The sequence below is a fragment of the Streptomyces sp. NPDC107765 genome (assembly GCF_055657085.1).
Genome location: NZ_JBVKBL010000011.1, coordinates 83,214 through 107,753, shown reverse-complemented (window position 1 = coordinate 107,753; position 24,540 = coordinate 83,214). Strand labels below are relative to the sequence as shown.

The 24,540-nt window shown below is 70.8% G+C and carries 19 protein-coding genes and 1 pseudogene; 5 read left to right on the top strand and 15 right to left on the bottom strand.

What is annotated here, in order from left to right:
* Positions 1–159: 159 nt before the first annotated feature.
* From argF to ACZ7MX_RS25510, 3 genes are all read right to left on the bottom strand, one after another.
* On the bottom strand, positions 160–1,164 hold the full coding sequence (gene argF, locus ACZ7MX_RS25520; RefSeq protein WP_472135558.1) for an ornithine carbamoyltransferase: 1,005 nt from the start codon (positions 1,162–1,164) through the stop codon (positions 160–162).
* Between the two features lie 223 nt (positions 1,165–1,387).
* Positions 1,388–2,623 carry an arginine deiminase gene (locus tag ACZ7MX_RS25515; RefSeq protein WP_472135557.1) on the bottom strand — a complete coding sequence of 412 codons (1,236 nt, stop codon included), beginning with the start codon at positions 2,621–2,623 and terminating at the stop codon, positions 1,388–1,390.
* 250 nt (positions 2,624–2,873) lie between these two features.
* A complete protein-coding gene (locus tag ACZ7MX_RS25510) occupies positions 2,874–4,499 on the bottom strand; it encodes an MFS transporter (RefSeq protein WP_472135556.1) in 1,626 nt (541 codons plus the stop codon).
* Between the two features lie 94 nt (positions 4,500–4,593).
* Here ACZ7MX_RS25510 and ACZ7MX_RS25505 point away from each other — a divergent pair, with 94 nt between their 5' ends.
* Entirely contained in the window at positions 4,594–5,565 is a 972-nt protein-coding gene (locus tag ACZ7MX_RS25505) for a helix-turn-helix domain-containing protein (protein ID WP_472135555.1), read from the top strand.
* Positions 5,566–5,681: 116 nt separating this feature from the next.
* On the opposite strand, the gene ACZ7MX_RS25500 is transcribed toward ACZ7MX_RS25505, so the two are convergent.
* From ACZ7MX_RS25500 to ACZ7MX_RS25470, 7 genes are all read right to left on the bottom strand, one after another.
* On the bottom strand, positions 5,682–8,399 hold the full coding sequence (locus ACZ7MX_RS25500; RefSeq protein WP_472135554.1) for a polynucleotide kinase-phosphatase: 2,718 nt from the start codon (positions 8,397–8,399) through the stop codon (positions 5,682–5,684).
* On the bottom strand, positions 8,396–10,021 hold the full coding sequence (locus ACZ7MX_RS25495; RefSeq protein ID WP_472135553.1) for a 3' terminal RNA ribose 2'-O-methyltransferase Hen1: 1,626 nt from the start codon (positions 10,019–10,021) through the stop codon (positions 8,396–8,398). Before ACZ7MX_RS25495 ends, ACZ7MX_RS25500 begins: the two co-directional genes overlap by 4 nt.
* Before the next feature lie 168 nt (positions 10,022–10,189).
* The gene (locus ACZ7MX_RS25490; RefSeq protein WP_472135552.1) at positions 10,190–11,113 is read right to left on the bottom strand and encodes an LLM class F420-dependent oxidoreductase; all 924 of its coding nucleotides are present in this window, start codon (positions 11,111–11,113) and stop codon (positions 10,190–10,192) included.
* Positions 11,114–11,753: 640 nt separating this feature from the next.
* Complete coding sequence (locus ACZ7MX_RS25485; protein ID WP_472135551.1) at positions 11,754–12,209, bottom strand: DUF6099 family protein; 456 nt, start codon at positions 12,207–12,209, stop codon at positions 11,754–11,756.
* A 302-nt stretch (positions 12,210–12,511) separates the two neighbouring features.
* The gene (locus tag ACZ7MX_RS25480; protein ID WP_472135550.1) at positions 12,512–12,871 is read right to left on the bottom strand and encodes a nucleotide pyrophosphohydrolase; all 360 of its coding nucleotides are present in this window, start codon (positions 12,869–12,871) and stop codon (positions 12,512–12,514) included.
* Complete coding sequence (locus ACZ7MX_RS25475) at positions 12,868–14,310, bottom strand: biotin transporter BioY (protein ID WP_472135549.1); 1,443 nt, start codon at positions 14,308–14,310, stop codon at positions 12,868–12,870. Before ACZ7MX_RS25475 ends, ACZ7MX_RS25480 begins: the two co-directional genes overlap by 4 nt.
* Before the next feature lie 55 nt (positions 14,311–14,365).
* A complete protein-coding gene (locus ACZ7MX_RS25470; protein WP_472135548.1) occupies positions 14,366–14,755 on the bottom strand; it encodes a cell division protein SepF in 390 nt (129 codons plus the stop codon).
* Positions 14,756–14,976: 221 nt separating this feature from the next.
* Between ACZ7MX_RS25470 and corA the strand changes: the two genes are divergently transcribed.
* Together corA and ACZ7MX_RS25460 are read left to right on the top strand one after the other, a co-directional pair.
* On the top strand, positions 14,977–16,134 hold the full coding sequence (corA, locus tag ACZ7MX_RS25465) for a magnesium/cobalt transporter CorA (RefSeq protein WP_472135547.1): 1,158 nt from the start codon (positions 14,977–14,979) through the stop codon (positions 16,132–16,134).
* Between the two features lie 94 nt (positions 16,135–16,228).
* Positions 16,229–16,963, top strand: coding sequence for an SMI1/KNR4 family protein (locus tag ACZ7MX_RS25460; protein ID WP_472135546.1), 735 nt, complete (start codon positions 16,229–16,231; stop codon positions 16,961–16,963).
* Between the two features lie 154 nt (positions 16,964–17,117).
* Here ACZ7MX_RS25460 and ACZ7MX_RS25455 read toward each other — a convergent pair whose 3' ends face one another.
* The 4 genes and pseudogenes from ACZ7MX_RS25455 to ACZ7MX_RS25440 form a co-directional block, all read right to left on the bottom strand.
* Positions 17,118–17,981, bottom strand: coding sequence for an ABC transporter permease (locus tag ACZ7MX_RS25455; protein ID WP_472135545.1), 864 nt, complete (start codon positions 17,979–17,981; stop codon positions 17,118–17,120).
* Positions 17,941–19,029: an ATP-binding cassette domain-containing protein gene (locus ACZ7MX_RS25450; protein ID WP_472135544.1), complete on the bottom strand. Its 1,089-nt coding sequence runs from the start codon at positions 19,027–19,029 to the stop codon at positions 17,941–17,943. Before ACZ7MX_RS25450 ends, ACZ7MX_RS25455 begins: the two co-directional genes overlap by 41 nt.
* On the bottom strand, positions 19,029–19,481 hold the full coding sequence (locus ACZ7MX_RS25445; protein WP_472135543.1) for a MarR family winged helix-turn-helix transcriptional regulator: 453 nt from the start codon (positions 19,479–19,481) through the stop codon (positions 19,029–19,031). The genes ACZ7MX_RS25450 and ACZ7MX_RS25445 overlap by 1 nt, the downstream gene beginning before the upstream one ends.
* A 138-nt stretch (positions 19,482–19,619) precedes the next feature.
* Positions 19,620–20,708: pseudogene (locus ACZ7MX_RS25440) on the bottom strand (PTS transporter subunit IIC); the annotation flags it as partial.
* 667 nt (positions 20,709–21,375) lie between these two features.
* Here ACZ7MX_RS25440 and ACZ7MX_RS25435 point away from each other — a divergent pair.
* Together ACZ7MX_RS25435 and ACZ7MX_RS25430 are read left to right on the top strand one after the other, a co-directional pair.
* On the top strand, positions 21,376–22,308 hold the full coding sequence (locus tag ACZ7MX_RS25435) for a hypothetical protein (protein WP_472135542.1): 933 nt from the start codon (positions 21,376–21,378) through the stop codon (positions 22,306–22,308).
* A gap of 96 nt (positions 22,309–22,404) precedes the next feature.
* Positions 22,405–22,959, top strand: a complete 555-nt coding sequence (locus ACZ7MX_RS25430; protein ID WP_472135541.1) for a hypothetical protein — start codon at positions 22,405–22,407, stop codon at positions 22,957–22,959.
* 494 nt (positions 22,960–23,453) lie between these two features.
* Here the strand turns inward: ACZ7MX_RS25430 and speB are convergent, their stop codons facing one another.
* Positions 23,454–24,506: an agmatinase gene (gene speB / locus ACZ7MX_RS25425; RefSeq protein WP_472135540.1), complete on the bottom strand. Its 1,053-nt coding sequence runs from the start codon at positions 24,504–24,506 to the stop codon at positions 23,454–23,456.
* Between the last annotated feature and the right edge of the window lie 34 nt (positions 24,507–24,540).

Here is a 24,540-nt window from a genome sequence, read left to right as displayed (position 1 = left end):
GCGGGGTCCGGACCGGTGGGTCCGAACCCCGCTAGCGGCTCGATGGTAGCCGCCGGAGCTGCATGATCGCCCCTTGGGGCGTATGTCTATGCAGTGATATTGCCGATATGTGCGGTGCGCTATCGCCGACGCCGGGCGGGCGGCGAAGGCCGCCCTCCCCTAGCCGGCGAGCGTCGCGACCAGTACCGCCTTGATGGTGTGCATCCGGTTCTCCGCCTCGTCGAAGACGACCGAGTGCGCGGACTCGAAGACCTCGTCGGTGACCTCCAGCGACGACAGGCCGTGCCGCGCGTGGATCTCCCGGCCGACCGCCGTGCCCAGGTCGTGGTACGCGGGCAGGCAGTGCAGGAACTTCACGTCCGGCTTGCCGGTGGCGCGCAGCACGTCCATCGTGACCGCGTACGGCGCCAGCAGCGCGATCCGCTCGTCCCACACCTCCTTGGGCTCGCCCATGGACACCCAGACGTCGGTGGCGACGAAGTCCGCACCGCGCACACCGTCGGCGACATCCTCGGTGAGCGTGATCCGGGCCCCGCTGGCGTCGGCGAGCTCATGCGCCCGGGCGATCACCGTCTCCTCGGGCCAGAGCTCCTTCGGCGCCACGATCCGTACGTCCATGCCGAGCAGGGCGCCGGTGACGAGGTAGGAGTTGCCCATGTTGTTGCGGGCGTCGCCGAGGTAGGCGAAGGCGGTCTCCTCCAGGGGGCGGCCCCCGCCGTGCTCCACCATGGTCAGGACGTCGGCGAGCATCTGGGTCGGGTGCCAGTCGTCGGTCAGCCCGTTGAAGACCGGTACGCCGGCGTACGCGGCCAGCTCCTCGACGTCGGACTGGCGGCTGCCGCGGAACTCGATGCCGTCGAACATCCGGCCCAGCACCCGCGCGGTGTCCTTGACCGACTCCTTGTGCCCGATCTGCGAACCGGACGGGTCGAGGTAGGTGGTCGAGGCACCCTGGTCCGCGGCCGCGACCTCGAAGGAACAGCGGGTCCTGGTGGAGGTCTTCTCGAAGATCAGGGCGATGTTCTTGCCGCGGAGGCGGGGGACCTCGGTACCGGCACGCTTCGCCGCTTTCAGCTCGGCCGCGAGGTCGATCAGTCGGCGGAACTCCTCGGCGCTGAAGTCCAGCTCCTTGAGGAAGTGGCGGCCCGTGAGGTCTATCGCCATCGGTCGGCTCCTGTTTCGCGGCGGTCGGGGACGGGATGGGAAGTGGAAGTGTATACGACGCGTCGTATCTATATACGACTGGCCGCCCTCCGTGCGGCTGCCGCGTCGTACTGGCGGCCGCCGCGTCGCACCTACGGCTGTCGCTTCGCTCCTGTGGCTGCCACGCCCTCCGCGCACCCCGCCCGCCGCCGCACGCCACCGCCGCACGCCACCGCCGTACGCCTCAGCCTGCCCCGGGCACCGCGTCCCTCGCCACCGGACAGCTCATACAGCGCGGACCGCCCCGGCCCCGTCCCAGCTCGCTCCCCGGAATCGTGATCACCTCAATGCCGCGCTTGCGCAGAAAGGTGTTCGTGGTGACGTTCCGCTCGTACGCCACCACCACGCCGGGTTCCACGGCGAGCACATTGCAGCCGTCGTCCCACTGCTCGCGCTCCGCGGAGTGCACGTCCTGGGTCGCGGTCAGCACCCGGATGTCGGACAGCCCCAGCGAGGCCGCTATGGCGCGGTGCATGTGCTCCGGCGGATGATCGGTGACCTTGAGGTCCTGCTCGCCCGAGCCGGGCTCGATGGTGTACGAGCGGAGCATGCCGAGACCCTCGTACTGGGTGAAGGTATCTCCGTCGATCATGGTCATGACGGTGTCCAGATGCATGAACGCCCGCCGTTTGGGCATGTCCAGCGCCACGATCGTGCGCGCCGAACCGGCCGCGAACAGCCCGCGCGCCAGCAGTTCGACGGCCTGCGGAGTGGTCCGCTCGCTCATCCCGATCAGCACCGCACCGCTGCCCATGACCAGGACGTCGCCGCCCTCGATCGTCGAGGGGTAGTCCGCCTGCCCCTCCGACCAGACGTGGAAGTCCTCACCGCGGAAGAGCGGGTGGTAGCGGTAGATCGCCTCGTAGTGGACGGTCTCGCGCTGCCGGGCCGGCCAGCGCATCGCGTTGATCGACACCCCGTCGTAGATCCAGGCGGAGGTGTCGCGCGTGAAGAGGTGATTGGGCAGCGGCCCCAGCAGGAAGTCGTCCAGATCCATCACGTGGAAGCGGACCGAGGTCGGTTCGGGATGGTGCTCCAGGAACTCGCGCTTGGTCATCCCGCCGACCAGCGCCTCGACGAGTTCCGGGACCGGCAGTTCGTCGAAGGCGGCGCGCAGATGGTCGGTGGCCAGCGGCCCGTACAGCTTCTCGTCGAAGACCCGGTCCAGGACCAGCTCGCGGGCCGCGGGGATCTGCAGGCTCTCGGCCAGCAGATCCCCGAAGAGGTGCACTTCCACGCCCCGGTCGCGCAGGACGTCCGCGAACCCGTCGTGCTCGGCGCGCGCCCGGCGTACCCACAGCACGTCGTCGAAGAGCAAGGCGTCCTTGTTGGTGGGGGTGAGCCGCTTCAGCTCCAGATCGGGACGATGCAGGATGACCCGGCGCAGCCGCCCGGCCTCGGAGTCGACTTGGAATCCCATCTCCCCATCTTGGCCGCTCCGGGGGCCGGGTGGAGGGAGTCGGCCGATGTGGGGTGCACGGGTCGGCCGACGGGGCGGGTGGCTGGGCCCGGGAGGGCAGGGGCCGGGAGGGCAGGGGCCGGTAGTGGCCGGTCCCGGTGTGGCCGGGTCGGGCGACGCATCGGTGTGGGTGGGCGGAAGGCGCGGGGCGGGGTCGGGCGGACCGGGCGGACCGGGCGGACCGGGCGGACCGGGCGGACCGGGCGCCTGCCTAGGGGGCGGGGGGTCGGCGCTGTCCGGCGGCGGCCGTACGGTCCCGACGGCGGTTGGCCGGGCGCGCACGCCGGCTCCGTGTGGCCTTGGCATCACCGTCGCCGCCCGCCCGCAGCGTGACCGCCGCCCCCACCGCAACCGCACCCGTCACCGTCGCGACGATCCAGCCGGCCCTCAACGCGCCCATTCCCGGCCCTGGTTGGCCGTGCCCTTGCCCCTGATGCGGACCTTCCCCCGGCCCTCCCATGAGGGCGATCAATACGGCCACCCCGAGTGCCGTACCCACCTGCCGGGAAACCATCAGCACCCCGGACCCCACGGACAGCCTCCGCGCGGGCAGCAGCCCCGCGGCGGCGAACATCACCGGCTGGTACAGGCCGGTGCCGATTCCCGCGAGGACCAGACCCGGCAGGAAGTGCACCGCGTAGTGCGTGCCCGCGCCGCCGTCGTCCGCGCCCACCAGCCACCACGACGCGGCCGCGACGAAGCAGAGCGACCCGATGACGCCGGCGGCCCGTTCGCCGACCGCCCGGACGATCCGGCCGGAGAGCGCGGAGACCACCAGGACCGTAAGCGGCCAGGGGGCCAGCGCCAATCCGGCCGTCCGGACCGAGTAGTGCCAGACGTCGGTGAACAGCAGCGTCGTGCCCAGCATCATCACGGAGTACGCGACGAAATAGCTGAGCAGCCCCAGGGTGGCCGCCCCGAAACCGGGCGTCCGGAAGAGGGCCGGGTCCACGACGGGTTCCGCGGCGTGCCGCGCATGCCGTACACCCAGGGCACCGGCCGCCACACCGACGCCGAGGACGACCAGTGTGGCCGGCGCGGTGTACCCCCACTCGGGGGCCTGTACGCACGCGGCCACCAGCGCCCCGATGCACACCAGCACCAGCGCCGCGCCCGGCAGGTCCCACCTCTGCCGGACCTCGGGACCGCGCACGGAGCGCGGCAGCAGCCGCACGCCTGCCGCGGCCGCGAGGACCACGACCGGCACGTTGATCAGGAAGACCAGCCGCCAGTCGGAGGCCGCCAGCAGTCCGCCGATCACCGGCCCGGAACTCGCCGCCACCGCACTGACCGCCGTCCACGCTCCGACCGCGGTCGCCCGCTCGTGCGGTGGAAAGACGGGCAGCGCAAGGGAGAGCGAAGTGGGGATCAGCACCGCCGCCGCCACGCCCTGCACCACCCGGGCCGCGACCAGCAGTTCCAGGGTGGGCGCCGCACCGCAGGCCGCCGAGGCGAGGCCGAACAGCACCATGCCGATCAGGAAGCAGCGCCGTCGCCCCGCCTCGTCGGCCATCCGTCCGGCTGGTACGAGCAGCGCGGCGAGGACAACGGTGTAGCCGTTGAGCACCCACGACACCGCGGAGGGGGACGCGGGCGCGAAGTCACGGCCGATCGCCGGGAAGGCGATGGTGACGGCGATCAGATCGAGCACGGCGAGGAACTGGGCCGCGGACGCGATCGCCAGCACCAGCCAGCGGCGGGGGTCGGCGGGCGCGTCGGCCCGGACCGCAACATCGGGCGCCTTCGTGGACGCTGCCGCCGGCCCGTCCCCAAGCTCTTCCGCAGGCGCCTCCGCTGGCCCATGCGTCCCACGGCATTTCGAAACAGAACTGGTCATGCCGATCAGCATCGAACGCCGCGCCCACCGTCACGAGTGGCAGCCCTGACAATACCCGCTACATTCCTGCCACCTCCCCTGCCATACTCGGCCCATGCCCTCCATCGCCGTCGCCGTCACCGACGGCATCCCGTTCTTCGAACTCGCCATCCCCTGCCACATCTTCGGCTTCGACCGCATCCAGACCCCTCCGGGCTGGTACGACCTGCGGGTGTGCGCGATCGGCACGGACGGCACCGGGCCCCGCTCCGGCCCCTGGTTCCACGCCCGGACGCCTTACGGCATCGAGGAGTTGGTCACCGCCGACACCGTCCTCGTACCGGGCTCGGCGGATGTGCACGGTGATCCGCCGGACGAACTCGTCGCGGCACTGCGCGAGGCACACCGCCGCGGCGCGCGGCTGGTCTCCCTGTGCTCCGGCGCCTTCACCCTCGCCGCCACCGGGCTCCTCGACGGCCGCACGGCCGCCACGCACTGGATGTACGCGGCACTGCTGGCGGAGCGCTATCCAGCCGTCACCGTCGACCCCTCGGTCCTCTACGTCGACCACGGCGATGTGCTGACGGGTGCCGGGTCGACCGCGGCCATCGACGTCTGCCTGCACCTCGTACGGGAGGACTTCGGCACCGAGACGGCCAGCTCGCTGGCTCGCCAGCTGGTCGCCCCGGCCCACCGCCCCGGTGGGCAGGCGCAGTACATCGAGACCCCCCTGCCCGAGCGCCGCGACGACTCGCTCGCGCCCCTGCTGCACTGGGCCACCGAACGGCTGCGCCGACCGCTGACCGTCGCCGATCTCGCCCGCCGCGCCAACACCAGCCCGCGCACCCTCGTCCGCCGCTTCCACGCGGCCACGGGCACCACACCCATGCAGTGGCTCCAGGCCCAACGCATCGGCCGGGCCCGCGAGTTGCTCGAACGCACCGACCTGCCCGTCGACCAAGTGGCCGACCTGTCCGGCCTGGGCAGCGCCGCCAACCTCCGTCGCCACTTCACCCGCACGGTAGGCGTGCCGCCGAACGACTACCGTCGGTCCTACCGGGCGGCGAGCGCGACGAGGACGGCCTGACGGCGAGCGCGCCACCCACGGCCCGACGAACGCCCCCGGCAACGACGCCCCACTGATCGAGCGGCCCAGGGGGCCTGACGGGCAAGCGCGCCACCTCAATCAGCAGGCCGCCGCCCCTACAGCCGCGGGTCCACCGGCTCCGACTCCAGCGCGAGCACGCCGAACACCGCCTCGTGCACCCGCCACAGTGGCTCGCCCTCCGCCAGCCGGTCCAACGCCTCCAGGCCCAGCGCGTATTCCCGCAGTGCCAGCGAACGCTTGTGGCCCAGATGGCGTATGCGCAGCCGCTCGAGATTGTCCGGACGGGTGTACTCCGGCCCGTAGATGATCCGCAGGTACTCGCGGCCGCGGCACTTGACGCCCGGCTGGATGAGCCGTCCGTCCGGCTGCCGTATCAGCGCCTGCACCGGTTTGACGACCATCCCCTCGCCGCCGTCCGCGGTCAGCTCCAGCCACCACCGGATGCCGGCCGCGACCGACGTCTCGTCCTCGGTGTCGACGACGATCCGCCGGGTCGTGGCCAGCAGCCCGGCCCCGCCGACGGCACGTCCGTCTCCGGACACCCCGTCGTCGCGGCCTGTCACCGCACTCTCCGCCACCACGATCCGGTCGATCAGGGCCAGTTGCTCCGTATGTGCCAGCCCGGCGAGGCTGCGCCCCTGTACGGCGAGGATCTGGAACGGTGCCAGCCGCACTCCCTCCAGCGCCCCGAGCCCGTCCGACGCCGCCCGCTCGCCGACGCGCCAGCAGTAGCGCCGGTACGCCGCCGTGAACGCCGCGGCGTCCGCCGCCCGGTCCCGCTGCCGCTGGAGCAGCGGTCCCACCTCGACCCCGCGGCCGGCCGCCGCCTCCAGCGCGCCGAGCACGCCCGGGAACGCCGCTCCGGACGCCGCGCCCACCGCCGCGTACTGCTTGCGCAGCAACCCCGTCGCCTTGAGCGACCACGGCATCAACTCCGCGTCCAGCAGCAGCCAGTCGGTCTCCAGCTCCTCCCACAGTCCGGCCTCCGCGACGCACGCGGCGACCCGCCGCAGCAGGGTTCCGGTCGCCTCCGGGTCGTCGAAGAACGGCCGTCCCGTACGGGTGTAGAGCGCACCCGGGACCCCCTTGGGCGCCCCGAAGTGCTCCGTGGCCACCGTCTCGTCGCGGCACACCAGCGCCACCGCACGGGAACCCATGTGCTTCTCCTCGCACACCACTTCCCGTACGCCGTCCGCCCGGTATCCGGCGAACGCCTCCGCCGGGTGCTCCAGGTAGCCGTCCTCCTGCGACGTCGCGCAGGGCGCCATCGTCGGCGGGAGGTACGGCAGCAGCCGCGGGTCGATCGCGAAGCGGCTCATGACCTCCAGTGCGGCCGCCGCGTTCTCCTCCTTCACGGCGAGCCGGCCCATGTGGCGGGTCTCCACGATCCGCCGGCCGGCGACGTCGCCCAGGTCGAGCGGACGGCCGTCCGCACCGCCCGGCGCCTCTGTGGCGAGCGGCTTCGTCGGCTCGTACCAGACCCGCTCCGCCGGTACGTCCACCAGCTCCCGCTCCGGCCAGCGCAGCGCGGTCATCCGGCCGCCGAAGACGCAGCCGGTGTCCAGGCAGAGGGTGTTGTTCAGCCAGGTGGCACGCGGGGTGGGCGTGTGTCCGTAGACGACGGCGGCGCGGCCGCGGTAGTCCTCGGACCACGGGTAGCGCACCGGCAGGCCGAACTCATCGGTCTCGCCGGTCGTGTCGCCGTACAGCGCGAAGGACCGCACCCGGCCGGACGTCCGGCCGTGGTACTTCTCCGGCAGCCCGGCGTGGCAGACCACCAGTCCGCCTCCGTCGAGGACGTAGTGGCTGACCAGCCCCTGCAGGAACGTCCCCACCTCGTCCCGGAAGGCGGCGTCCTCCTGCTCCAGCTGTTCGACGGTTTCGGCGAGGCCGTGGGTGTGCTGGACCTTGCGGCCCTTGAGGTAGCGGCCGAGCTTGTTCTCGTGGTTGCCCGGTACGCAGAGCGCGTGCCCGGCCGCGACCATGCCCATCACCAGCCGCAGCACCCCGGGGCTGTCCGGTCCGCGGTCGACCAGGTCTCCGACGAACACGGCGGTGCGGCCCTGGGGGTGCGCCGCGTCCACGGCCCTGCCGAGCCCGTCGCGCACCAGGACGTACCCCAGCCGGCCGAGCAGCGTCTCCAGCTCGGAACGGCAGCCGTGGATGTCACCGATGATGTCGAACGGCCCTGTGAGGTGCCGCAGGTCGTTGAACCTGCGCTCCCTGACGACCTCGGCGGCATCGGCCTCCGCCTGGCCTCTGAGGTGGTGCACCTTGCGGAACCCCTCACGCTCCAAGTGGCGCAGGGATCGGCGCAGTTCGCGCTGGTGGCGCTGGATGACGCGACGCGGCAGCCCGGCCCGGTCGGCCCGCGTCGCGTTGCGCTCGGCACACACCTGCTCGGGTACGTCCAGCACGATCGCCACCGGGAGGACGTCATGCTCCCGCGCCAGTCGCACCAGCTGGGTACGCGCTTCCGACTGCACGTTGGTGGCGTCGACGACCGTCAGCCGCCCGGCCGCCAGCCGCTTCCCCACGATGAAGTGCAGCACGTCGAACGCATCGCTGCTCGCGCTCTGGTCGTTCTCGTCATCGCTGACCAGCCCACGGCAGAAGTCGGAGGAGATGACCTCCGTCGCCTTGAAGTGCCGGGCCGCGAAGGTCGACTTACCGGACCCCGTGGCTCCGACCAACACCACCAGCGACAGGTCCGGCACCCCGAGCGCCCGCCGCTCCACGCGCCCCACGCCCCCTTCCTCATCCACTTCCACCGCTGCTTCCCCCGCTACTTCCCGACGGTCGACGCCCGTCATACCGCAACCTCCTCCCCACTCACAGAACCGCTTCCGTCCTCACTCCTGCCGGCACCGGCAGCGGCACCGAACCCGATACCGGCGCCGGTTTCGGTTCCGGTTCCGGTTCCGGTTCCGGCGGCGCTTTCGCCACGACCGTTGGCTACGCCTGCGACCGCGACTGCGGCTTTCCCGCTGCCGCCCTCCTCCGCCCTACGGAAGTGGGCGAGCTGTGTCGGCGATCCGACCTCGGGGTCGTCCGGCCCCACCGGGCCGAAGTCCACCTCGTAACCATGCCGCGCGGCCACCTCCCGCGCCCAGCCCCGGAACTCCTCCCGGGTCCACTCGAAGCGGTGGTCCGCATGCCGTACATGCCCGGCCGGCAGCGACTCCCAGCGCACGTTGTACTCGACGTTCGGCGTCGTCACCACGACCGTCCCCGGCCGGGCCGCCCCGAACACCGCGTACTCCAGCGCCGGCAGCCGCTCCGGGTCGACGTGCTCGACGACCTCGCTGAGCACCGCCGCGTCATACCCCTTCAGCCGCGCGTCGGTGTACGCCAACGACCCCTGTACGAGCCGTACGCGCGCCGCCTGCCGCTCAGGCATCCGGTCCAGCCGCAGCCGGCGCCGTGCCTCGTGCAGTGCCCGCATCGACACGTCCATACCGACGATCTCGGTGAACTGCGGGTCCTTGAGCAGCGCGCCGACCAACTGGCCTTGCCCGCAGCCGAGATCGAGCACCCGCGCCGCCCCGGCCGACCGCAGCGCCGCGAGAATCGCCTCCCTCCGCTGTACGGCGAGCGGCACCGGCCGTTCCTCGGTGTCCGCCTCCTCGTCCACCGCGTTGTCGATCTCCTCGGCAGCCACGTCGTCCGACTCGGCCAGCCGTTCCAGCTCCAGCCGCGTCATGGCTTCCCGCGTGAGCGCCCAGCGCCGCGCGAGATAACGGCCGACGATCACCCGTTGCTCCGGATGCCCCTCCAGCCAGCCCTCACCGGCCCGCAGGAGCTTCTCGACCTCGTCGGGCGCGACCCAGTAGTGCTTGGCGTCGTCCAGCACGGGCAGCAGCACGTACAGATGCCGCAGCGCCTCGGCGAGCGTGCACTCCCCTTCCAGTACGAGCCGTACGTAGCGGGAGTCACCCCACTCCGGGAACGTCTCGTCCAGTGGCACCGCCTCGGCCAGCACCTGCCACCCCAGCGGCTGGAACAGCTTGCGCACCAGCTCCGCACCGCCCCGGGCCGGCAGCACGGGCACCTCGATGCGCAACGGCATCGCCCGCGCCACCAGCTCCGGCCGCGCCGCACACTGCCCCTTCATCGCGCTGGAGAAGACGCTCCGCAACGCCACCGCCAGCAGCGAGGACGCCGCATACGGACGGTCGTTCACGTACTGCCCGAGCGCCGAGTCCGGAGCACCGCCACGGCCCTTGCCACGGCTCCGGCGAACCAGGGCGATGGGATCGACCTCCAGCAGCAGCGCCGCGGTGCACCGTTCCGTATCCGCCTCCGGGTAGAGGACATGTGCGGTGCCATGCGCCGTCGAGAACTGCTGCGCCTTGTCGGGATGCTTGTGCAGCAGGAATCCGAGGTCGGTCGCGGGACGGTCGGCGCTGCCGGTGGTGGTTATCGTCAGGAACACCCGTCCGAGTATTACGGCACCGCTCCCCGATCCCCACCAGTTTTTCCAGCAGCCCCGCTCCCTGCAGTACCTCGGCCCAGCCGGCTCAACGCAGTGGGTTCGACTCGGCTACGCGGTTGATTCGACTCAGCAACGCATGGGATCGCCCCGGCGCCACCCCTGACCGCCTCAGTCCAGCTGCGACTGCACCTGGTCCGAGATCAGCTGCAGGTGGTCCAGATCATCGAGGTCCAGGATCTGCAGGTAGACGCGGGAGGTGCCGATGGCGGCATAGCGCCCGATCTTGTCGACGACCTCCGCGGGGGAACCCGCAAGGCCGTTGGCCTTCAGTTCGTCCACGTCCCGCCCGATGGCCGCGGCTCGCCGCGCCACCTCCGCATCGTCCTTGCCGACGCAGGCCACCAAGGCGTTGGAGTACACCAGCTCATCGCCCTTCCGCCCGGCGGCTTCGGCGGCCGCCCGCACCCGTCCGAACTGGCGCTCACTGTCTTCGAGCGAGGCGAAAGGGATGTTGAACTCATCGGCGTACTGCGCGGCCAGCCGCGGCGTACGGGTCGCACCGTGCCCACCGATCAGCACCGGCACCTTGGCCTGTGCGGGCTTGGGCAGCGCAGGCGACTTCTCCAGCTGGTAGTAGGTCCCGTCGTAGGTGAACTCCTTTCCTTTCTCAGTGGCCCACAGGCCCGTGATGATCGCCAGCTGCTCCTCCAGCCGCGCGAACTTCTCCTTGGGGAACGGAATGCCGTACGCCTTGTGCTCCTCCTCGAACCACCCTGCCCCGAGGCCGAGTTCCACCCGGCCGCCCGACATCTGGTCGACCTGCGCCACCTGAATGGCCAGCACACCCGGCAGCCGGAAGGTGCCCGCCGTCATCAGCGTGCCGAGCCGGATGCGCTTCGTCTCACGAGCCAGGCCCGCCAGGGTGATCCAGGCATCCGTCGGACCGGGCAGCCCGTCGCCGTTGCCCATGCTCAGGTAATGGTCGGAGCGGAAGAATGCATCGAAGCCGAGATCCTCCGTGGCCTTGGCGACCCTCAGAAGCGTGTCGTAGGAAGCCCCCTGCTGGGGCTCGGTGAAGATTCGTAGGTCCATACCTCCATCCTGCACTTCTTACGGCGGACCAACCGCGGCAGTGCGTCGTTGCATGGCGTTGCTTCAGGTACCGATCGGACCCGCCCGACTCCGGCCGGACCCTGCTCCTTCACCGCTACCGGCTGCCCGACCGCGCGGGCGGTCGATGGGCATAGGGACAGAGCGACATGGGGACGTAGCTCTGGCATACCTCGGCTGCGGACGGGGCGCCGATGAGCGGGGACTTCAGGCCCGTCGGGGGCGGCCCCGCCCGTGAGCGGGCTTCAAAGGGCACGAAAGCGACGGGCGACGGACTATGGGTGGCGGGCCGGACCTGTGCCGGTGGGCAACGGCCGACGGACGGCGTCCGGTGAGGTCGGGCGGTGGCGAGAGCACAGGGCCAGGTGCGCTGTGGTGGCAGGTGCGCCGGTCAGCGATAGGTGGGCCGCAACTGGCAGACCGCTCTCGCAATGCAGGGCGATTCTCAGCAGCAGGCGAAGTGGCCGGCGCGCAGGGTGCACAGGTGCGCAGGACATTCCGTCGGAAGGCGTGGCGGCGCTGCATGTGACCGCCGGCGCTGGCGTCAGGGAGTCTGGCGTGTCAGGGTCAGCGCTGTCGTCAGGCTTCGTCTGCTGTCGTCAGGCTTCTTCTGCGGTCGTTCTCAGGCAGGATTCGGGTCACGCACCTCCAGCTTCTCCAGTATTCCGGTAGCGCGGTCTCTCGATTCGTCGAGCGTGTCCATCGCCTCCACGCAGGTCCAGTACGTTCCTTCCTCATCGGCGAGCAGCACCACTGCGACCAGTGCTTCGCATACGTCGCGTAGCAGTTGGCACAGCCCCGACAAGGCAGCTCTGACGTCACGCACCTCGGAGAGTTGTGCTGCCCGCAGCCCGCCTCTGGCCGGCGTCGAGCGCGGCAGTCCCCCGCTGAACCGCCCGCTCGCATTGCCCAGGCCTCGGGCCCGGGACCGCACCTCGTACGGTCCGCATATCGCGAGATGGCTACCTATCGCCTCCGCCAAGGCCTGCGCCTGCCACGCCTCGACGATCACGTCCTGCACCGTGGTCGACTCCGCCAGGCCGCGCCGGCTGGCCGCGATGATCCGCACCGCGTCCATCCTCTCCCCCTCCTTCCTTCTTCCTTCGCATGCACCCCGCACTCCTTTCACTACCCAGAGTGAGGGTCAACAGCCAAAAAAGCCAGGGGAATTCGCAAATCTGTGGACAACCAAGGCGCTGTGGATAGATCCATAACTCCAGAGAGTGACGAGAGTCCGATTTGTGCGCGCCCCGCCCCCCTCGCGTCGCATAACCCCCACCCGTCACACGATCGACTCGGGGCGCCAGAAAAACCTGCAATGACCGGAAAATTCGGCATCAAGGGGGCGCCCCCGCTTGCGGAGTCGCCCCCTCCCCTTTGCTACTCCCCGCCCTCCCGGGGCCGGTCCGGCCGGGCCTGCCGGACCGCCGGGAAGCGCGTTTCGTTGCGTTCGATCTTCGCGGCCAGCGCCGCCAAGGCGTCGATCCCCAGCGCCTGGCAGAACTGCAGCAGATACGCCAGCACGTCCGCGACCTCGTCCTCGACCCGGCCGGCCACCCGCGGATCGGACATCACCTCCGCCGATTCCTCCGGGGTCAACCACTGGAAGATCTCGACGAGTTCCGCGGCCTCGACGCTCAGCGCCGCAGCCAGGTTCTTGGGGGTGTGGTACTGCTGCCAGTCCCGCGCGGCCGCGAATTCGGCCAGTCGTCGCTGCAGCGCATGAAGATCCTCGCTCATGCTCCTAGGTGTAGCACCTGTACGCCGGGCAGTCCGTCGGCGACCGAGGGGTCCCGTACCGTGCCCAGCAGCCGGACGTGCCCGCGTTCCGCCATGCGCACGGCCAGCGACACCAGCTCGCGCGCCTGTCTGCGGTCCATGCAGCGGTCCATTCCGTCGGCCATGACGGTCATCTGCTGTTGTGCCGAGGGGATCTCTCCGGCCGGATCCATGGCCAGTACGCCCGGCCCGGTCAGCAGCACCAGCGCCAGGGCGACGAACCGCAGCTCACCGTCGCCGAGCTGCTCGATCGGCATCTCGCCGAGTGTGCCCCGGTCGACCACGGCCTGCAGACGCCGTTGCTCCGCCACCGCTCCCTGCCCGGTCCGCTGAGCACCGGAAGCGCTGCGTCCGCCGCCCGCCGCTGCCCCCGGCGCCGCTGGTGAGGGGACTGCGGCCGCCGCCTCCGCCGTCTGATCTTGCTGCCTCGGAACGGCGCGCAGTCCGTCGACCGGGCCGGCGCAGGCCTCCCGTACTGCCGCGACCAGCACCGCGTGCCGTCGTGCGCACTCCTTGCTCGTCCGCTCCAGTACGGCGGGCAGGTTGTCGCAGGAGGTCCGCAGCCGCCCTTCGTCATGCACATCGTCGGCGTCGCGGCCCCAGCGTCCGGCCTCGTCACCGCCTCCGCTCCCGTTGCGGGCCCGCGTGCCCCAGCTACCGGCGGCTGCCGTCGTAGACGCCCCTTTTCCCGCGGTCTTGCCCGTGCCCGCCTTCTTGGCCCGGCCCCCCGTTCCGCCCGCGCCTACGGCTCCGGCCGCCATGGCGGCCCTGGTCCCCCGCATGACCTCCGGCCGGGGATCGCAGACGAACGCCGAGCGCAGTGCCACCACGACCTGCTCGGCGGCCGCCAGCACCAGCCGCTGACCCTCCGTCTTACCGGCGACGCGCAACGGCAGCAGCGACGTGCCGAGACGGTCGTCGGGCAGCGGGGCGCGGGTGACCGGCGCCATACCCGCGGTGTGCCAGGCCGCCTGCACCGCGGGGCGCGCCGGGTCGGTGAGGGCGGTGGTCAGCAGGGTTTCGCCGCCGCCGGTCAACCGCTCGCCGACGATCCGGAGTTCGGGCTCGGCCTGTACGGCGAGATCGAGGTCGACCGGACCGGCCGGGCCGTCGACCGTGCAGCCGATGCGGAAGCCGCGTCTGCCCTGTTCGTCGGGGCGCGACCCCGCCGGCACACACGCCGAGGCGCTGCCCGCGACGTCCCGTACGGCCCGTGCCAGGGGCTCCCCGCTTCCCAGGCGGGCGAGGATCTCGTACGCCTGCAGCGCACTGGATTTGCCGCTTCCGCTCTCGCCGCTCAACAGGGTGAGCGGGCCGAGCGGCAAGGTGATGCCGCGATGGGTCTTGAAGGCGGACAGCCGTAACTCGGTGACCGCCGGTCGCACACTGCCGGTATCCATATGCGGACGCTATGCAGTGGCGCGACCGGAGAACCGTTCCGCCCGATCATCCTTCCTACGAACGGGGGATGCCGCCCGTCGCCGCCTCCGCGACCTCGGTGCCGACCGGCGCCAGAAGGAAGACGTTGGTGTCAACGCGGTGCATACCGCTGCCGAGTCCGAAGACGACACCACTGGAGAAGTCCAGGATGCGCTTGGCGACGTCGGTGTCGGCGCTGCTGAGGTCCAACAGGACCGGGATCTGTGCCATCAGGTACTCGGCGACCTCACGGGCGTCCGCGAAGGTCTGGACCCGGATGACCATGAACCGCCGCTGTTCCTCGGCCGGTTCGTCCTCGGGGAGAGCGCGGTGGTCGGGCCAGGAGGGCCATTCGCTGCTGCCGCGGAGCGGGACGACCTCGGCGAGCCCTTCCCACTGTTCGTCGGTGGCATCGGGGCCGTTCACCGAATCACCTCACCCAGAGGAGCAATGGCTGTCTGCGGTATCTGCATCGCGCAATTCTAGGGATAAACATACAAAGCTCGCCGGACGCGACACACGCCGCGTCACGTCCCGTTCCATCCTGCACCATGGCCCCTGACCTGTGCTGACATCTGCGGCAGTTATCCTGCGTCGAGATTCTGTGTGCCTGTTCATCCCCCCTTGTGACGGAGGTCGGTTCTGTCGTGAGCTCTGAACCTCCCGGCCGTCGGCCGCGTGGCCTGCGTAGCCTGCGCAAAACCGCGAAGAAGCGGCCCGCCGGGCCCCCGCCCGCCGAGAACGCAGACGGCTCCCAGCCGCAGGAACCACCCGCCGAGAACGCCAGCAGCGTCATCACCGCCGCCCTGTATCGCGACGGACACCGCGTCAGTACCCACGACACACTTGCCGACGCGTTCCGGCAGCAGCGCGCCACTACGGACACCCTCGCCTGGATCGGGCTGCACCGCCCCACACCCTCCGAACTGGTCACCCTGGCCTCGGAGTTCGATCTCCATCCGCTCGCCGTCGAAGACGCCCTGGAGGCTCACCAGCGCCCCAAACTGGAACGCTACGGCGGCACCCTGTTCGTCGTGCTGCGCGCCGCGCGCTATCTGGACGACGCCGAAGAGGTCGACTTCGGCGAGCTGCACCTCTTCGTCGGGCGGGACTTCGTCATCACCGTGCGGCACGGGGGCGCACCGGACCTCACGGCCGTGCGCCGCCGTATGGAGGACGCCCCGGAGCTGCTCAAGCGCGGCCCGGAGGCCGTGCTCTACGCCATCCTCGACGCGGTCGTCGACGGCTATGCGCCGGTCGTGGCCGGGGTACAGACCGACATCGACGAGATCGAGACCGAGGTGTTCGGCGGCGACCCGCGCGTTTCCCGCCGTATTTACGAACTCTCCCGGGAGGTCGTGGAGTTCCAGCGCGCGACCCGTCCGCTGAACGGCATCCTGGAGAGTCTGACCGCGGGCTTCGAGAAGTATGCGATCGATGAGGAACTGCGCCGCTATCTGCGTGACGTGGCGGACCACGTGCTGCACACCACGGAGCGGGTGGACGGCTTCCGGCAGGCCCTCCAGGACATCCTCACCGTCAACGCCACCCTGGTGAACCAGCAGCAGAACGCCGAGATGCGGGCCCTGGCCGAGGCAGGCTTCGAGCAGAACGAAGAGGTCAAGAAGATCTCGTCGTGGGCGGCGATCCTGTTCGCGCCGACGCTGGTCGGGACCATCTACGGCATGAATTTCCAGAACATGCCGGAGCTGCACTGGGCGTTCGGATATCCCTTCGCCATCGGGCTGATGGTGGTGGTGTGCGTGAGTCTGTACTTCATTTTCAAGCGGCGGGACTGGCTCTGAGACGTGCCGCGGGCCCGGCCCACCGCCGCGGCACCGGCCGCCGCGAGCCGGCTGCGCGGCGGGCGTTGTCAGTGGTGCCTCGTACGGTGGGAGCATGACTGAGCAGACATGGACGGGGGTCCGCGAGCGGGTGCTGCGGCTGTGCTCGGCACCGGGTGCGGAGAAGGTATTCGGGTACCACGGCCATCGGTTCGCACTGGCCGACCCGCTCACGGCGGACGAACTGGCCGACCTTGAGCGCTGGTTGGGTGTGCGCCTGCCCGAGGCGTACCGGGAGTTCCTCCGAGAGGTGGGCGCGGGCGGGGCGGGCCCGGCCTACGGCGTCTTCCCCATACGCAGAGCTGCGGGCGGCGGATGGGAGTGGGTAGGCGACGGAGGCAATATGACGACCCCCGCCCGTTTGCTGGAGCCGTTTCCCCAGGCCGGCCTCGATGCCGAGCTGCTCGACGCGTTGGAGGCGGAACGGCCCGACGAGGCCGACTTCGGGAGTGCGGAGGAGTACGAGGAAGCGGAAGAGGCCTGGTGGGACCGGTGGGAGGCGCTGATGTGGTCCGAGGACCGCACCGTCGGGGCGATATGTCTGTGCCACATCGGGTGTGCCGAGCGCCGGTGGCTGGTGGTGAGCGGGCCGGAGCGGGGCCGGATATGGGCGGACGCCCGCTGCGACGGCGTCGACATGCAGCCCCTGCGGCTGGGCCCGGACGGCGGCACGCCGGCCACGTTCCGGAGTTGGTACCTGGAGTGGCTGGAGCAGGCCGAGCGTACGACGGCGGGCGCCGCGCGTACGGCTGAGGGGGCGGCGACGGACGGGGCTGCGATGGCCGGATGAGCGTATGCCGACCGAAAGGCAGGGCATGACCGGCAACACCGTGGGCGCCCAGGTGACCGGCGCGATGACGCCGGCCCACATGACCGCCGGCCCACATGACCGGCGGGCCAATGACCGGCGGGACTCAGGACCGGCGGGCCTTATGGGGGCGAGGTCAGCGGGCCAATCGCCCCAGAAGGGAGGAGGCGGCGGCGATACCGGCCACGGCGGCCGCGATCAGCACGGCGTAGTCCAGGGCGAGATGGGCGTGAGTGCCCAGGAGGAGACCGCGTAGGGCATCGACCTGATAGCTCAGCGGATTGATCTTGCTGACCGTCTGGAGCCAGCCAGGCATGATCGCCACCGGGTACAGCGCATTGGAGGCGAAGAAGAGCGGCATGGTGATGGCCTGACCGATACCCATCAGACGGTCGCGGGTGAGCACGATGCCGGCGATGGTCATCGACAGGCAGGAGAAGAAGGCCGAGCCGAGCACCACCGCCACGACCACACCGAGGAGCCGCAGCGGGTTCCAGGTCATGGCCACACCCAGCAGTGCGGCGATGACGATCACCACTACGGCCTGGACCAGTGCTTTCACTCCGGCGGCAAACGCCTTGCCGGCGATCAGGGCGGCGCGTGGGGTCGGGGTGACCAGCAGCTTGGTGAGGATGCCGGCGTCCCGCTCCCAGATGATCATGATGCCGTAGAAGATCGCGATGAACATGGCCGACTGAGCGATGATGCCGGGCGCGAGATAGTCGATGTACGGGGTGCCGCCGGTGGGGATGGCCTTGATGCGGGTGAAGGTCTCCCCGAAGACGAGAAGCCAGAGGGCGGGCTGGACGGCGCGGGTGTACAGCTCGGTCCGGTCGTGCCGCAGCTTCTGCAGCTCGACCACGCACATCGCCACGACCCGGGCGGGCAGCACCCGCCATCCGGTACGGGCGCGGGGCGGGGCCAGCAGCAGGTCCAGCTGTCCGGTGCCGTGGCGGGCGTCAGCCGACGCGGTGGGCGGTGCGGCGGGTGCTTCGGACATCGCGGAAGTCTCCTGACTGCTCGTCGAGGCCGCTGCCGGCGACGTCCCGGAAGACGTCCTCCAGCGTCGGCGCGGCATCGGACGAGCGCGACGGTGCCGCTGAGGAGGGCGGGGAGGAGAGCGGGGAGGAAGAGAGCGGGGATGAGGAGAGCGGTGAAGCGGGGAAGTGGGGGTGTGACGTCGAGACCGGGGACGGGTGGGCCGATGTGCCCGTCGCGGCCGGGGCGGGGGCTGTCCGCCGCCGGGCCCGGAGGGCGGACTTGAGCTCGTCCGGTGTGCCGAGGGCGCGGATCCGGCCGTGGTGCATCAGGGCGACACGGTCGCAGTACTGGTCGGCCTCGTCCATGTAGTGGGTGGTCACGAGGACGGTCATGCCGGTGGCGGCCCGTACCGCGTTGATGTGGTCCCAGACGCTGGTGCGGGCGATCGGGTCGAGGCCGATCGTCGGCTCGTCGAGCATCAGCAGACGGGGCGCGCTGACCAGCGCCTGAGCGAGTTCGAGGCGGCGGATCATGCCTCCCGAGTACGTCTTGGCGAGGCGGCCGGCCGCGTCGGTGAGGCCGACCGCCGCCAGTGCTTGGTCGACGCGTGCGGCGCGCTCACGGCGGGAGACGTCGAAGACCCGGGCGAAGAGTGTGACGTTCTCGCGGCCGGTCAGGCCGGCGTCGGCGGACAGCTGCTGGGGGACGTACCCGAGCAGCCGACGGACCGCCATCCGCTCCTTGGCCGCGTCGTGCCCGAAGACCCGCACCATGCCGGCCGGGACGGGCAGGAGGGTGGTGATGCAGCGGATCGCGGTGGTTTTCCCGGCACCGTTGGGCCCGAGCAGGCCGAAGACCTCGCCGGCACGTACGGAGAGGTCGACGCCGTCGACGGCCCGGGTCTCGCCGAAGGCGTAGCGCAGACCACGGCAGAGCACGGCGTCGGAGGCGCCCGGGGCGGGCACGGGGCCCGGCGCATCGGCGCGCGATGCGCCGCCGAGGGTTTCGTCGGCGGCCTCCTCGCAGCTCTCCTCGGGGATCTCGTCGGGGATCTCGTCGGGAGTCATCAGCCCTCCGCCTCCTCGTGCAGGTTGTGGGCGAGTCTTCGCAGTGCCGGAAGAGCCGAGGCCAGGGCGGCCTGGTCGGCCTCGGAGAGCCGTGCCACCTGCTTGCGTACGAGGGCGCTCCGGCGGACTTCCCAGTCGTGCAGCCGCGCGCAGGCGGCCGGGGTGGGATACAGCAGGGCCGAGCGGCGGTCCTCCGGCGCGGTCTCACGGCGTAGGTAGCCGGTCCGGCTGAGCCGGTTGACGAGGGTGGAGACGGAATTGCCGGCGAGGTAGAGCTCCTTCGCGGCGGCCGAGACGCGGATGCCGGGGCGGGCCACGACCAGACGCAGCAGTTCCACCTCGGCGCCGCGCAGTGGGGGCGCGGTGAGGCCGGCCCGCAGGCGGCGCCGGATCAGCCGTTGGACACCGGCCAAGACGTCGGCGAGCGAATCGGGGAACTCCCCCATGGCCATGCCCCAATTTTAGCTCTGAGTGCGAGCTAGAGGATGGGGCCGCGCGCCCGGACCGCAGCATTTCGCCTCCCGCCAGACCACCCCGCCCCGCGGACAGCCCGAGCCCGGGGCATGGAGTCGCAGCCGCTCCGGTGCCGTTCAGCCGGCCTCCGGGGGCGGAGGCGGAGGCGGGGTCGGGGTCGGCGCCTGGGGGCGGGGGGTGATCTTTCCGTAGGTACGGAACGCTGCCGACGCCGTTTCCGGACCGGACCGCTCCAGACCGGACCGCTCCGGGGAGATCCGTCCGGAGGACGCCTCGGGCGGCACGTCGGCGTCGCGGCCGCGTCGCGGGCGGCGCCCGGGTCCAGCCGGTGTTTACGACGCGCTTCTGGGAGAAGATCGCGGCCCCCAGCAGCACCCTGCTGATCACCAGCATCAGCACGAGACCCCCGGTGGCGCCCGCCTTGGCTGCGTTGCCGATCAAGGTGCCGAACCAGCCGAAGTAGGCATCGCCGAAGGTCGGGATTCTCCTTGCCGAACGCGCCCAGCACCTTGAGCAGCAGCGCGGCAGGAAGGTGATCAGGAGGCCGTTGAGGAAGGCGCCCACGGCCGCTCCGCGCCGCCCACCGGTGGCGTTGCCGTAGACGCCGGCCGCGCCGCCCGTGAAGAAGTGCGGTACGAGTCCCGGCAGGACCAGTGCGAGGACGAACGCCGGGTGGAACGCCCAGGTGAGCACGCCGAGACCGACCAGGCCGCCGACCAAGCCGCCGACGAAGCCGGCGAGGAAGCCGATGAGCACGGCGTTCTCCGCGCACGGGAAGACGATGGGCGCGTCTGGCGCCGGCACCGGGCCGGGCACGAGCCGGCCAGCGATGTCCTGGAGTGCGGGGACCAGCTCGGCCAGGATCGTGCGCACCCCGAAGAGAGGATGTGGTGGCCGGTTAGGAAGACGTAGCGCAGAGGCGTGAAGCGGGCCAGGAGGGGGCGAGCGACCGCGAAGCCGAGGATCGTCAGCCAGGCGACCCGGGCGCCGAACTTCGCCTGGATGATGCCTATGATCACCTCGTTGGTGGGGATGACGCCGTGCGCGCCGGTCGCGCCGGTCGCGCCGGTCGCGCCGGTCGCACCCTGGGTCATGCCGCCCAACGGAGCGATCGCGCTGACGACGAGTCCGGCATCTGTGCCGATCAGCAGGAAGCCCGGCGGCGCCTTGATCGTGCCGCCGACGATCTGCCCGCCGGACTTCTCGGCGGTGTACCCGTCGGTTGTGCGCCCCGTCTCCTCAGCAATCCGCCCGCCGTTCGGATCGCTTCCTGCTGGTCCGCCACCTGGACTTCCCGGCGTACAGCGGCAAGGGGGAGAAGATCACTCAGCCTGCCAGGCCAGCGGACTCTATCTACGCATCGGTGGCCGGCGTACCCGTGCGGAAGTAGAAATTCCGGCGAGTGATGAAGTTATCCACAGCCCGGACGAGCAACCTTGACAGTCAACTCGGGTGGGAGAAGCCTTAGTTCTGCATCCGGTTCTTTTCGACAGTTGCCGGAAGTTCGGGTGCTCCAGGAAGCCCGGGGGCTCAAGAGGCTTGGGGTACTTGCGGGACTTGAGGGGAAACGGGCGAAAGCAGGGGGCTCTGGGGGCACCGATGGAGACCAAGGGATTCGTCTGAGCCTGAGGGACGCCAAGGGGTTCCAGGGATTCCGATTCGGAGGGCCTGAGGGTTCCGAGCAATACAGCAGTACAGCAATGCAGAAGAACGCAAGCGGAATTGGGGGCCCGGGTTACCGGGAAACCGGGGGAATCAGGGGGACCAGGGGGGATCATGAACAGATACGTGTGCGTGCGGCGTACGCCGTCTCTTCGGGGCAGGTCGGGGGCACGGGCGCGGATGCGCCGGGGGGTCGTTCTCGGAGCGGCGGTGCTCGCTCTCTCGCTCCCGCTGTCGGCCTGTTCATCGGACGGGGGAAGCGAGGCCGGTGGATCGAGTGGGGCAAGCGGATCCGGTGGTTCGTCGACGGCCGATGCGGCGTCGTCGCCCAGTTCCTCCCCCACTCCGAGCATCGATCCGGAGTCCTATCGTCACGCCCTCACCAACGCCCTGGGTCCGCTCAACAGCGCGCTTCACGCTGTCGATCGGGCAGAGGAGGGAGGGTCGCTGAACCGAGCGCTGGACTCGGCGGCCAGTAAGGCCGAGGCGGCGGCGGATGCCCTGGAAACCGCCCGGACGCCGGAGAACGCCACCGCGGGCAACGGACAACTCGTCACCTCGCTACGGGCACTGGGGCAGGACCTCAGAAGTGCACGCGGACGTGGCGGCCGGTGTGCCGACTCGCCACGCGTGACGCTCGATACGGCGGAAAGCCCGAAGAGCGTGAGAGAGGCCGGCCGCGCGCTCACGAGCCTGGGGTACGACGCCACACTACGGCTGCCCCGTACGGAAAAGGCGCAGCACCGGCGGCTGGCCAATGGCGCGTTCATACGCGACAGCAGCCGGGGCGGACTGGGTCGGCTGACGGTGCGGAACGGTACGAGCAGCGACGCCGTGGTGACGTTGACCCGAGGCACGCGGACGGCCTTCTCCGTCTACATACGTAAGGGGTCCGACACCACCATACGTAGCGTCAACAGCGGTTCGTACACCGTTTACTTCACGACCGGGGAGGACTGGAACAGCCGGAAGAGCTCCTTCACCCGGGAGTGCAGCTTCGAGAAGTTCGACGACAAGGCGAATTTCCGGACCGTCCAGGTTTCCGGCGGGACGCAGTACACGGTGCTGACGTTCACCTTGAACAAGGTGATCGGTGGCAATGCGACCACGAGTCAGGTGCCACCGGGCGAGTTCCCGTCGTAAGGGTTCGGTCGGCGGCGAGCAGGTGGCGAGCCGGCGCGGAACGTGGGCGTCAGGCAGCCGCCGGGGCTGCCACTGCGGCTGGGTATTGTGCGCCGGGTGGGTGACAGCAGCTTGTGGACCTTGGCAATCGCGGCGGTAACCGGTGGCACGGCGGTGCTGGCCAGTTGGGTCACCAGCCGTGGCAGCGCGCAGGCGGCGCGGATCCAGGCGGAGATCGCCGCTCGCTCGCAACGCGCCGAGCGGCTGCGTGAGAGCCGGCGCACCGCGTACCTGGAGCTGATCGAACAGACGCACCGCATGGGCGAGTTGTACTGGGAGATTTCGGCGACGCTGCGGCTTCCCGGTTCCGATGACCGGACGGCGACGCTGACGGAGCTGCACGACAGGGAGGTGGCCGAGTACGCCAAGATCCGTCGCTGTGCGCGTGTCGTCGAGTTGGAGGGCCCGCCGTCGGCCGCAGCCGCGGCACTGTCGATCCAGAAAGCGACGGGCCCGTTCTACGCGGCCGTCAAGCAGGAGCTGGCCGGTGAGGACGACGGCCGTGACGCGTTCGATGCCGCCTACCGCCCGTTCTGGGCGGCCCTGGAGAACTTCGTGGACGCGGCCCGCGACGCACACCAGCGGGCGGAGACTCGGGCAGGGGGCGCTTAGGGGATGGGCGCGGAGGCGACTGCTGGGGGCCGGGGCACGCCTGAGGTGATGCTCCGGGGCGCGGAGGGCGCTCCCCGAGGGCGCTACCGGGAGCGGCGCTAATGGAGGCGCGGCCAGGGTTGCACCTCCGCGAGGGATGCGCCGGGAGCGTTGAGGCGACCTGGCGTGGCCTGGCGGTGGGCTGGTGGTGGGCTGGTGGTGGATCGGCGGCAGCCTGGCGGGGCTTGGTGGGTGGGTGGGGAGGGTGAGGCGGGAGACAGCAGGAGACGGTGGGAGGCAGCGGCCGCTGACGGCCCCGGGGCCCCTCAGTACGCCCACGCCGGGGTCCCTGGAGACGCCCGCGCCGGGACTTGCCCGGAAAGGCATGGGCGCGACGCTGGGCACGACCGCGCCCGGACTCGTCCGGACACGCCTTGGCGCACCCGGGGCATGCCGAGCACCCATGAAACAAACCGTCGTTTGCAGCGGGCCCACGGGCGGGCAACTTCGCAGTGTCAGGGGCCGGTCGGTGCGTGGCGGTCGCGGGTGGGGCGGGTGCCGCGGCCGTCGAGGAGGGGTCGGGAGGGGTTCCAGGTGTCGCCGCGGCGGCGGGCTGCCAGGCCGGAGAGGGCTTCCAGGACGATGCGGTTGCCGAGGTAGGCCGTGATGTCGGCATGGTCGTAGGGCGGGGAGACCTCGACCACGTCCATGCCGGCCAGGGGGAGTTCGAGGGCCAGGCGGCGTACGGCGTCCAGGAGTTGACGGGAGGTGAGGCCGCCCGGCTCGGGGGTCCCGGTGCCGGGGGCCATGCCAGGGTCGACGACATCGACATCGACGGAGAGGAAGACCGCGTCGCAGTCGTCCAGGGCGAGGGCCATCGCCTCCTCCAGGCAGGCGTCGAGGCCGCGGGCGGTGATCTCGCTCATCTCGTACGAGCGCATGTGCTGATCGGCCATCCAGTCGAGGGTTTCCGGGCCCGGCCAGTAGCCGCGCAGGCCGATCTGGAGGAAGCGGTCGCCACGGGCGGCGCCGGATTCGATGAGGCGGCGCATGGGCTGGCCGTGCCCGTGCAGATGCCCGAACTCGGTGTCGCCGGTGTCGGCGTGGGCGTCGAAGTGGATGATCGACACCCGGCCGAAGCCGTGGGTGCGGGCGACGCCGGTCACGTCGGGGAGCGCGATGGTGTGGTCGCCGCCGAGGACGACGGGTATCGCGCCGCTCGCCGCGATGGTGGCCACCGCGTCCTCGATGGCTTGGATGCTGCCCTCGATGTCGCCGGCGAACATTTCGACGTCCCCGGCGTCGAGGACGCGGAGGTCGGCGAGTGCGTCCACCCGCATGGCGAGGGAGGGCCGGGAGCCGTCATGGGCGTTGTAGTCGGTGGCCCGCATGGCCTGGGGGCCGAAGCGGGTGCCGGGGCGGTGGCTCACCCCGCCGTCGAACGGTGCGCCGACGATCACCACGTCGGCGTCGCGGTAGGTCTCCGGCTCGTCGAGGGTGCATCGCTCCACCCCCAAGAAGGTGATGTCGGGGCCGAACATCGAGCCGTAGCGGGGCATGGCATCCATCCATTCCTTGGAGGGGGCAACCGGCGAGAACCAG

What these genes read in the sequence shown, in the direction of transcription:
- argF (WP_472135558.1), bottom strand. Translation starts at nt 1,164, where the DNA reads ATGGCGATAGACCTCACGGGCCGCCACTTCCTCAAGGAGCTGGACTTC.
- ACZ7MX_RS25515 (WP_472135557.1), bottom strand. Translation starts at nt 2,623, where the DNA reads ATGGGATTCCAAGTCGACTCCGAGGCCGGGCGGCTGCGCCGGGTCATC.
- ACZ7MX_RS25510 (WP_472135556.1), bottom strand. Translation starts at nt 4,499, where the DNA reads ATGACCAGTTCTGTTTCGAAATGCCGTGGGACGCATGGGCCAGCGGAG.
- ACZ7MX_RS25505 (WP_472135555.1), top strand. Translation starts at nt 4,594, where the DNA reads ATGCCCTCCATCGCCGTCGCCGTCACCGACGGCATCCCGTTCTTCGAA.
- ACZ7MX_RS25500 (WP_472135554.1), bottom strand. Translation starts at nt 8,399, where the DNA reads ATGACGGGCGTCGACCGTCGGGAAGTAGCGGGGGAAGCAGCGGTGGAA.
- ACZ7MX_RS25490 (WP_472135552.1), bottom strand. Translation starts at nt 11,113, where the DNA reads ATGGACCTACGAATCTTCACCGAGCCCCAGCAGGGGGCTTCCTACGAC.
- ACZ7MX_RS25485 (WP_472135551.1), bottom strand. Translation starts at nt 12,209, where the DNA reads ATGGACGCGGTGCGGATCATCGCGGCCAGCCGGCGCGGCCTGGCGGAG.
- ACZ7MX_RS25480 (WP_472135550.1), bottom strand. Translation starts at nt 12,871, where the DNA reads ATGAGCGAGGATCTTCATGCGCTGCAGCGACGACTGGCCGAATTCGCG.
- ACZ7MX_RS25475 (WP_472135549.1), bottom strand. Translation starts at nt 14,310, where the DNA reads ATGGATACCGGCAGTGTGCGACCGGCGGTCACCGAGTTACGGCTGTCC.
- ACZ7MX_RS25460 (WP_472135546.1), top strand. Translation starts at nt 16,229, where the DNA reads ATGACTGAGCAGACATGGACGGGGGTCCGCGAGCGGGTGCTGCGGCTG.
- ACZ7MX_RS25455 (WP_472135545.1), bottom strand. Translation starts at nt 17,981, where the DNA reads ATGTCCGAAGCACCCGCCGCACCGCCCACCGCGTCGGCTGACGCCCGC.
- ACZ7MX_RS25450 (WP_472135544.1), bottom strand. Translation starts at nt 19,029, where the DNA reads ATGACTCCCGACGAGATCCCCGACGAGATCCCCGAGGAGAGCTGCGAG.
- ACZ7MX_RS25445 (WP_472135543.1), bottom strand. Translation starts at nt 19,481, where the DNA reads ATGGCCATGGGGGAGTTCCCCGATTCGCTCGCCGACGTCTTGGCCGGT.
- speB (WP_472135540.1), bottom strand. Translation starts at nt 24,506, where the DNA reads ATGGATGCCATGCCCCGCTACGGCTCGATGTTCGGCCCCGACATCACC.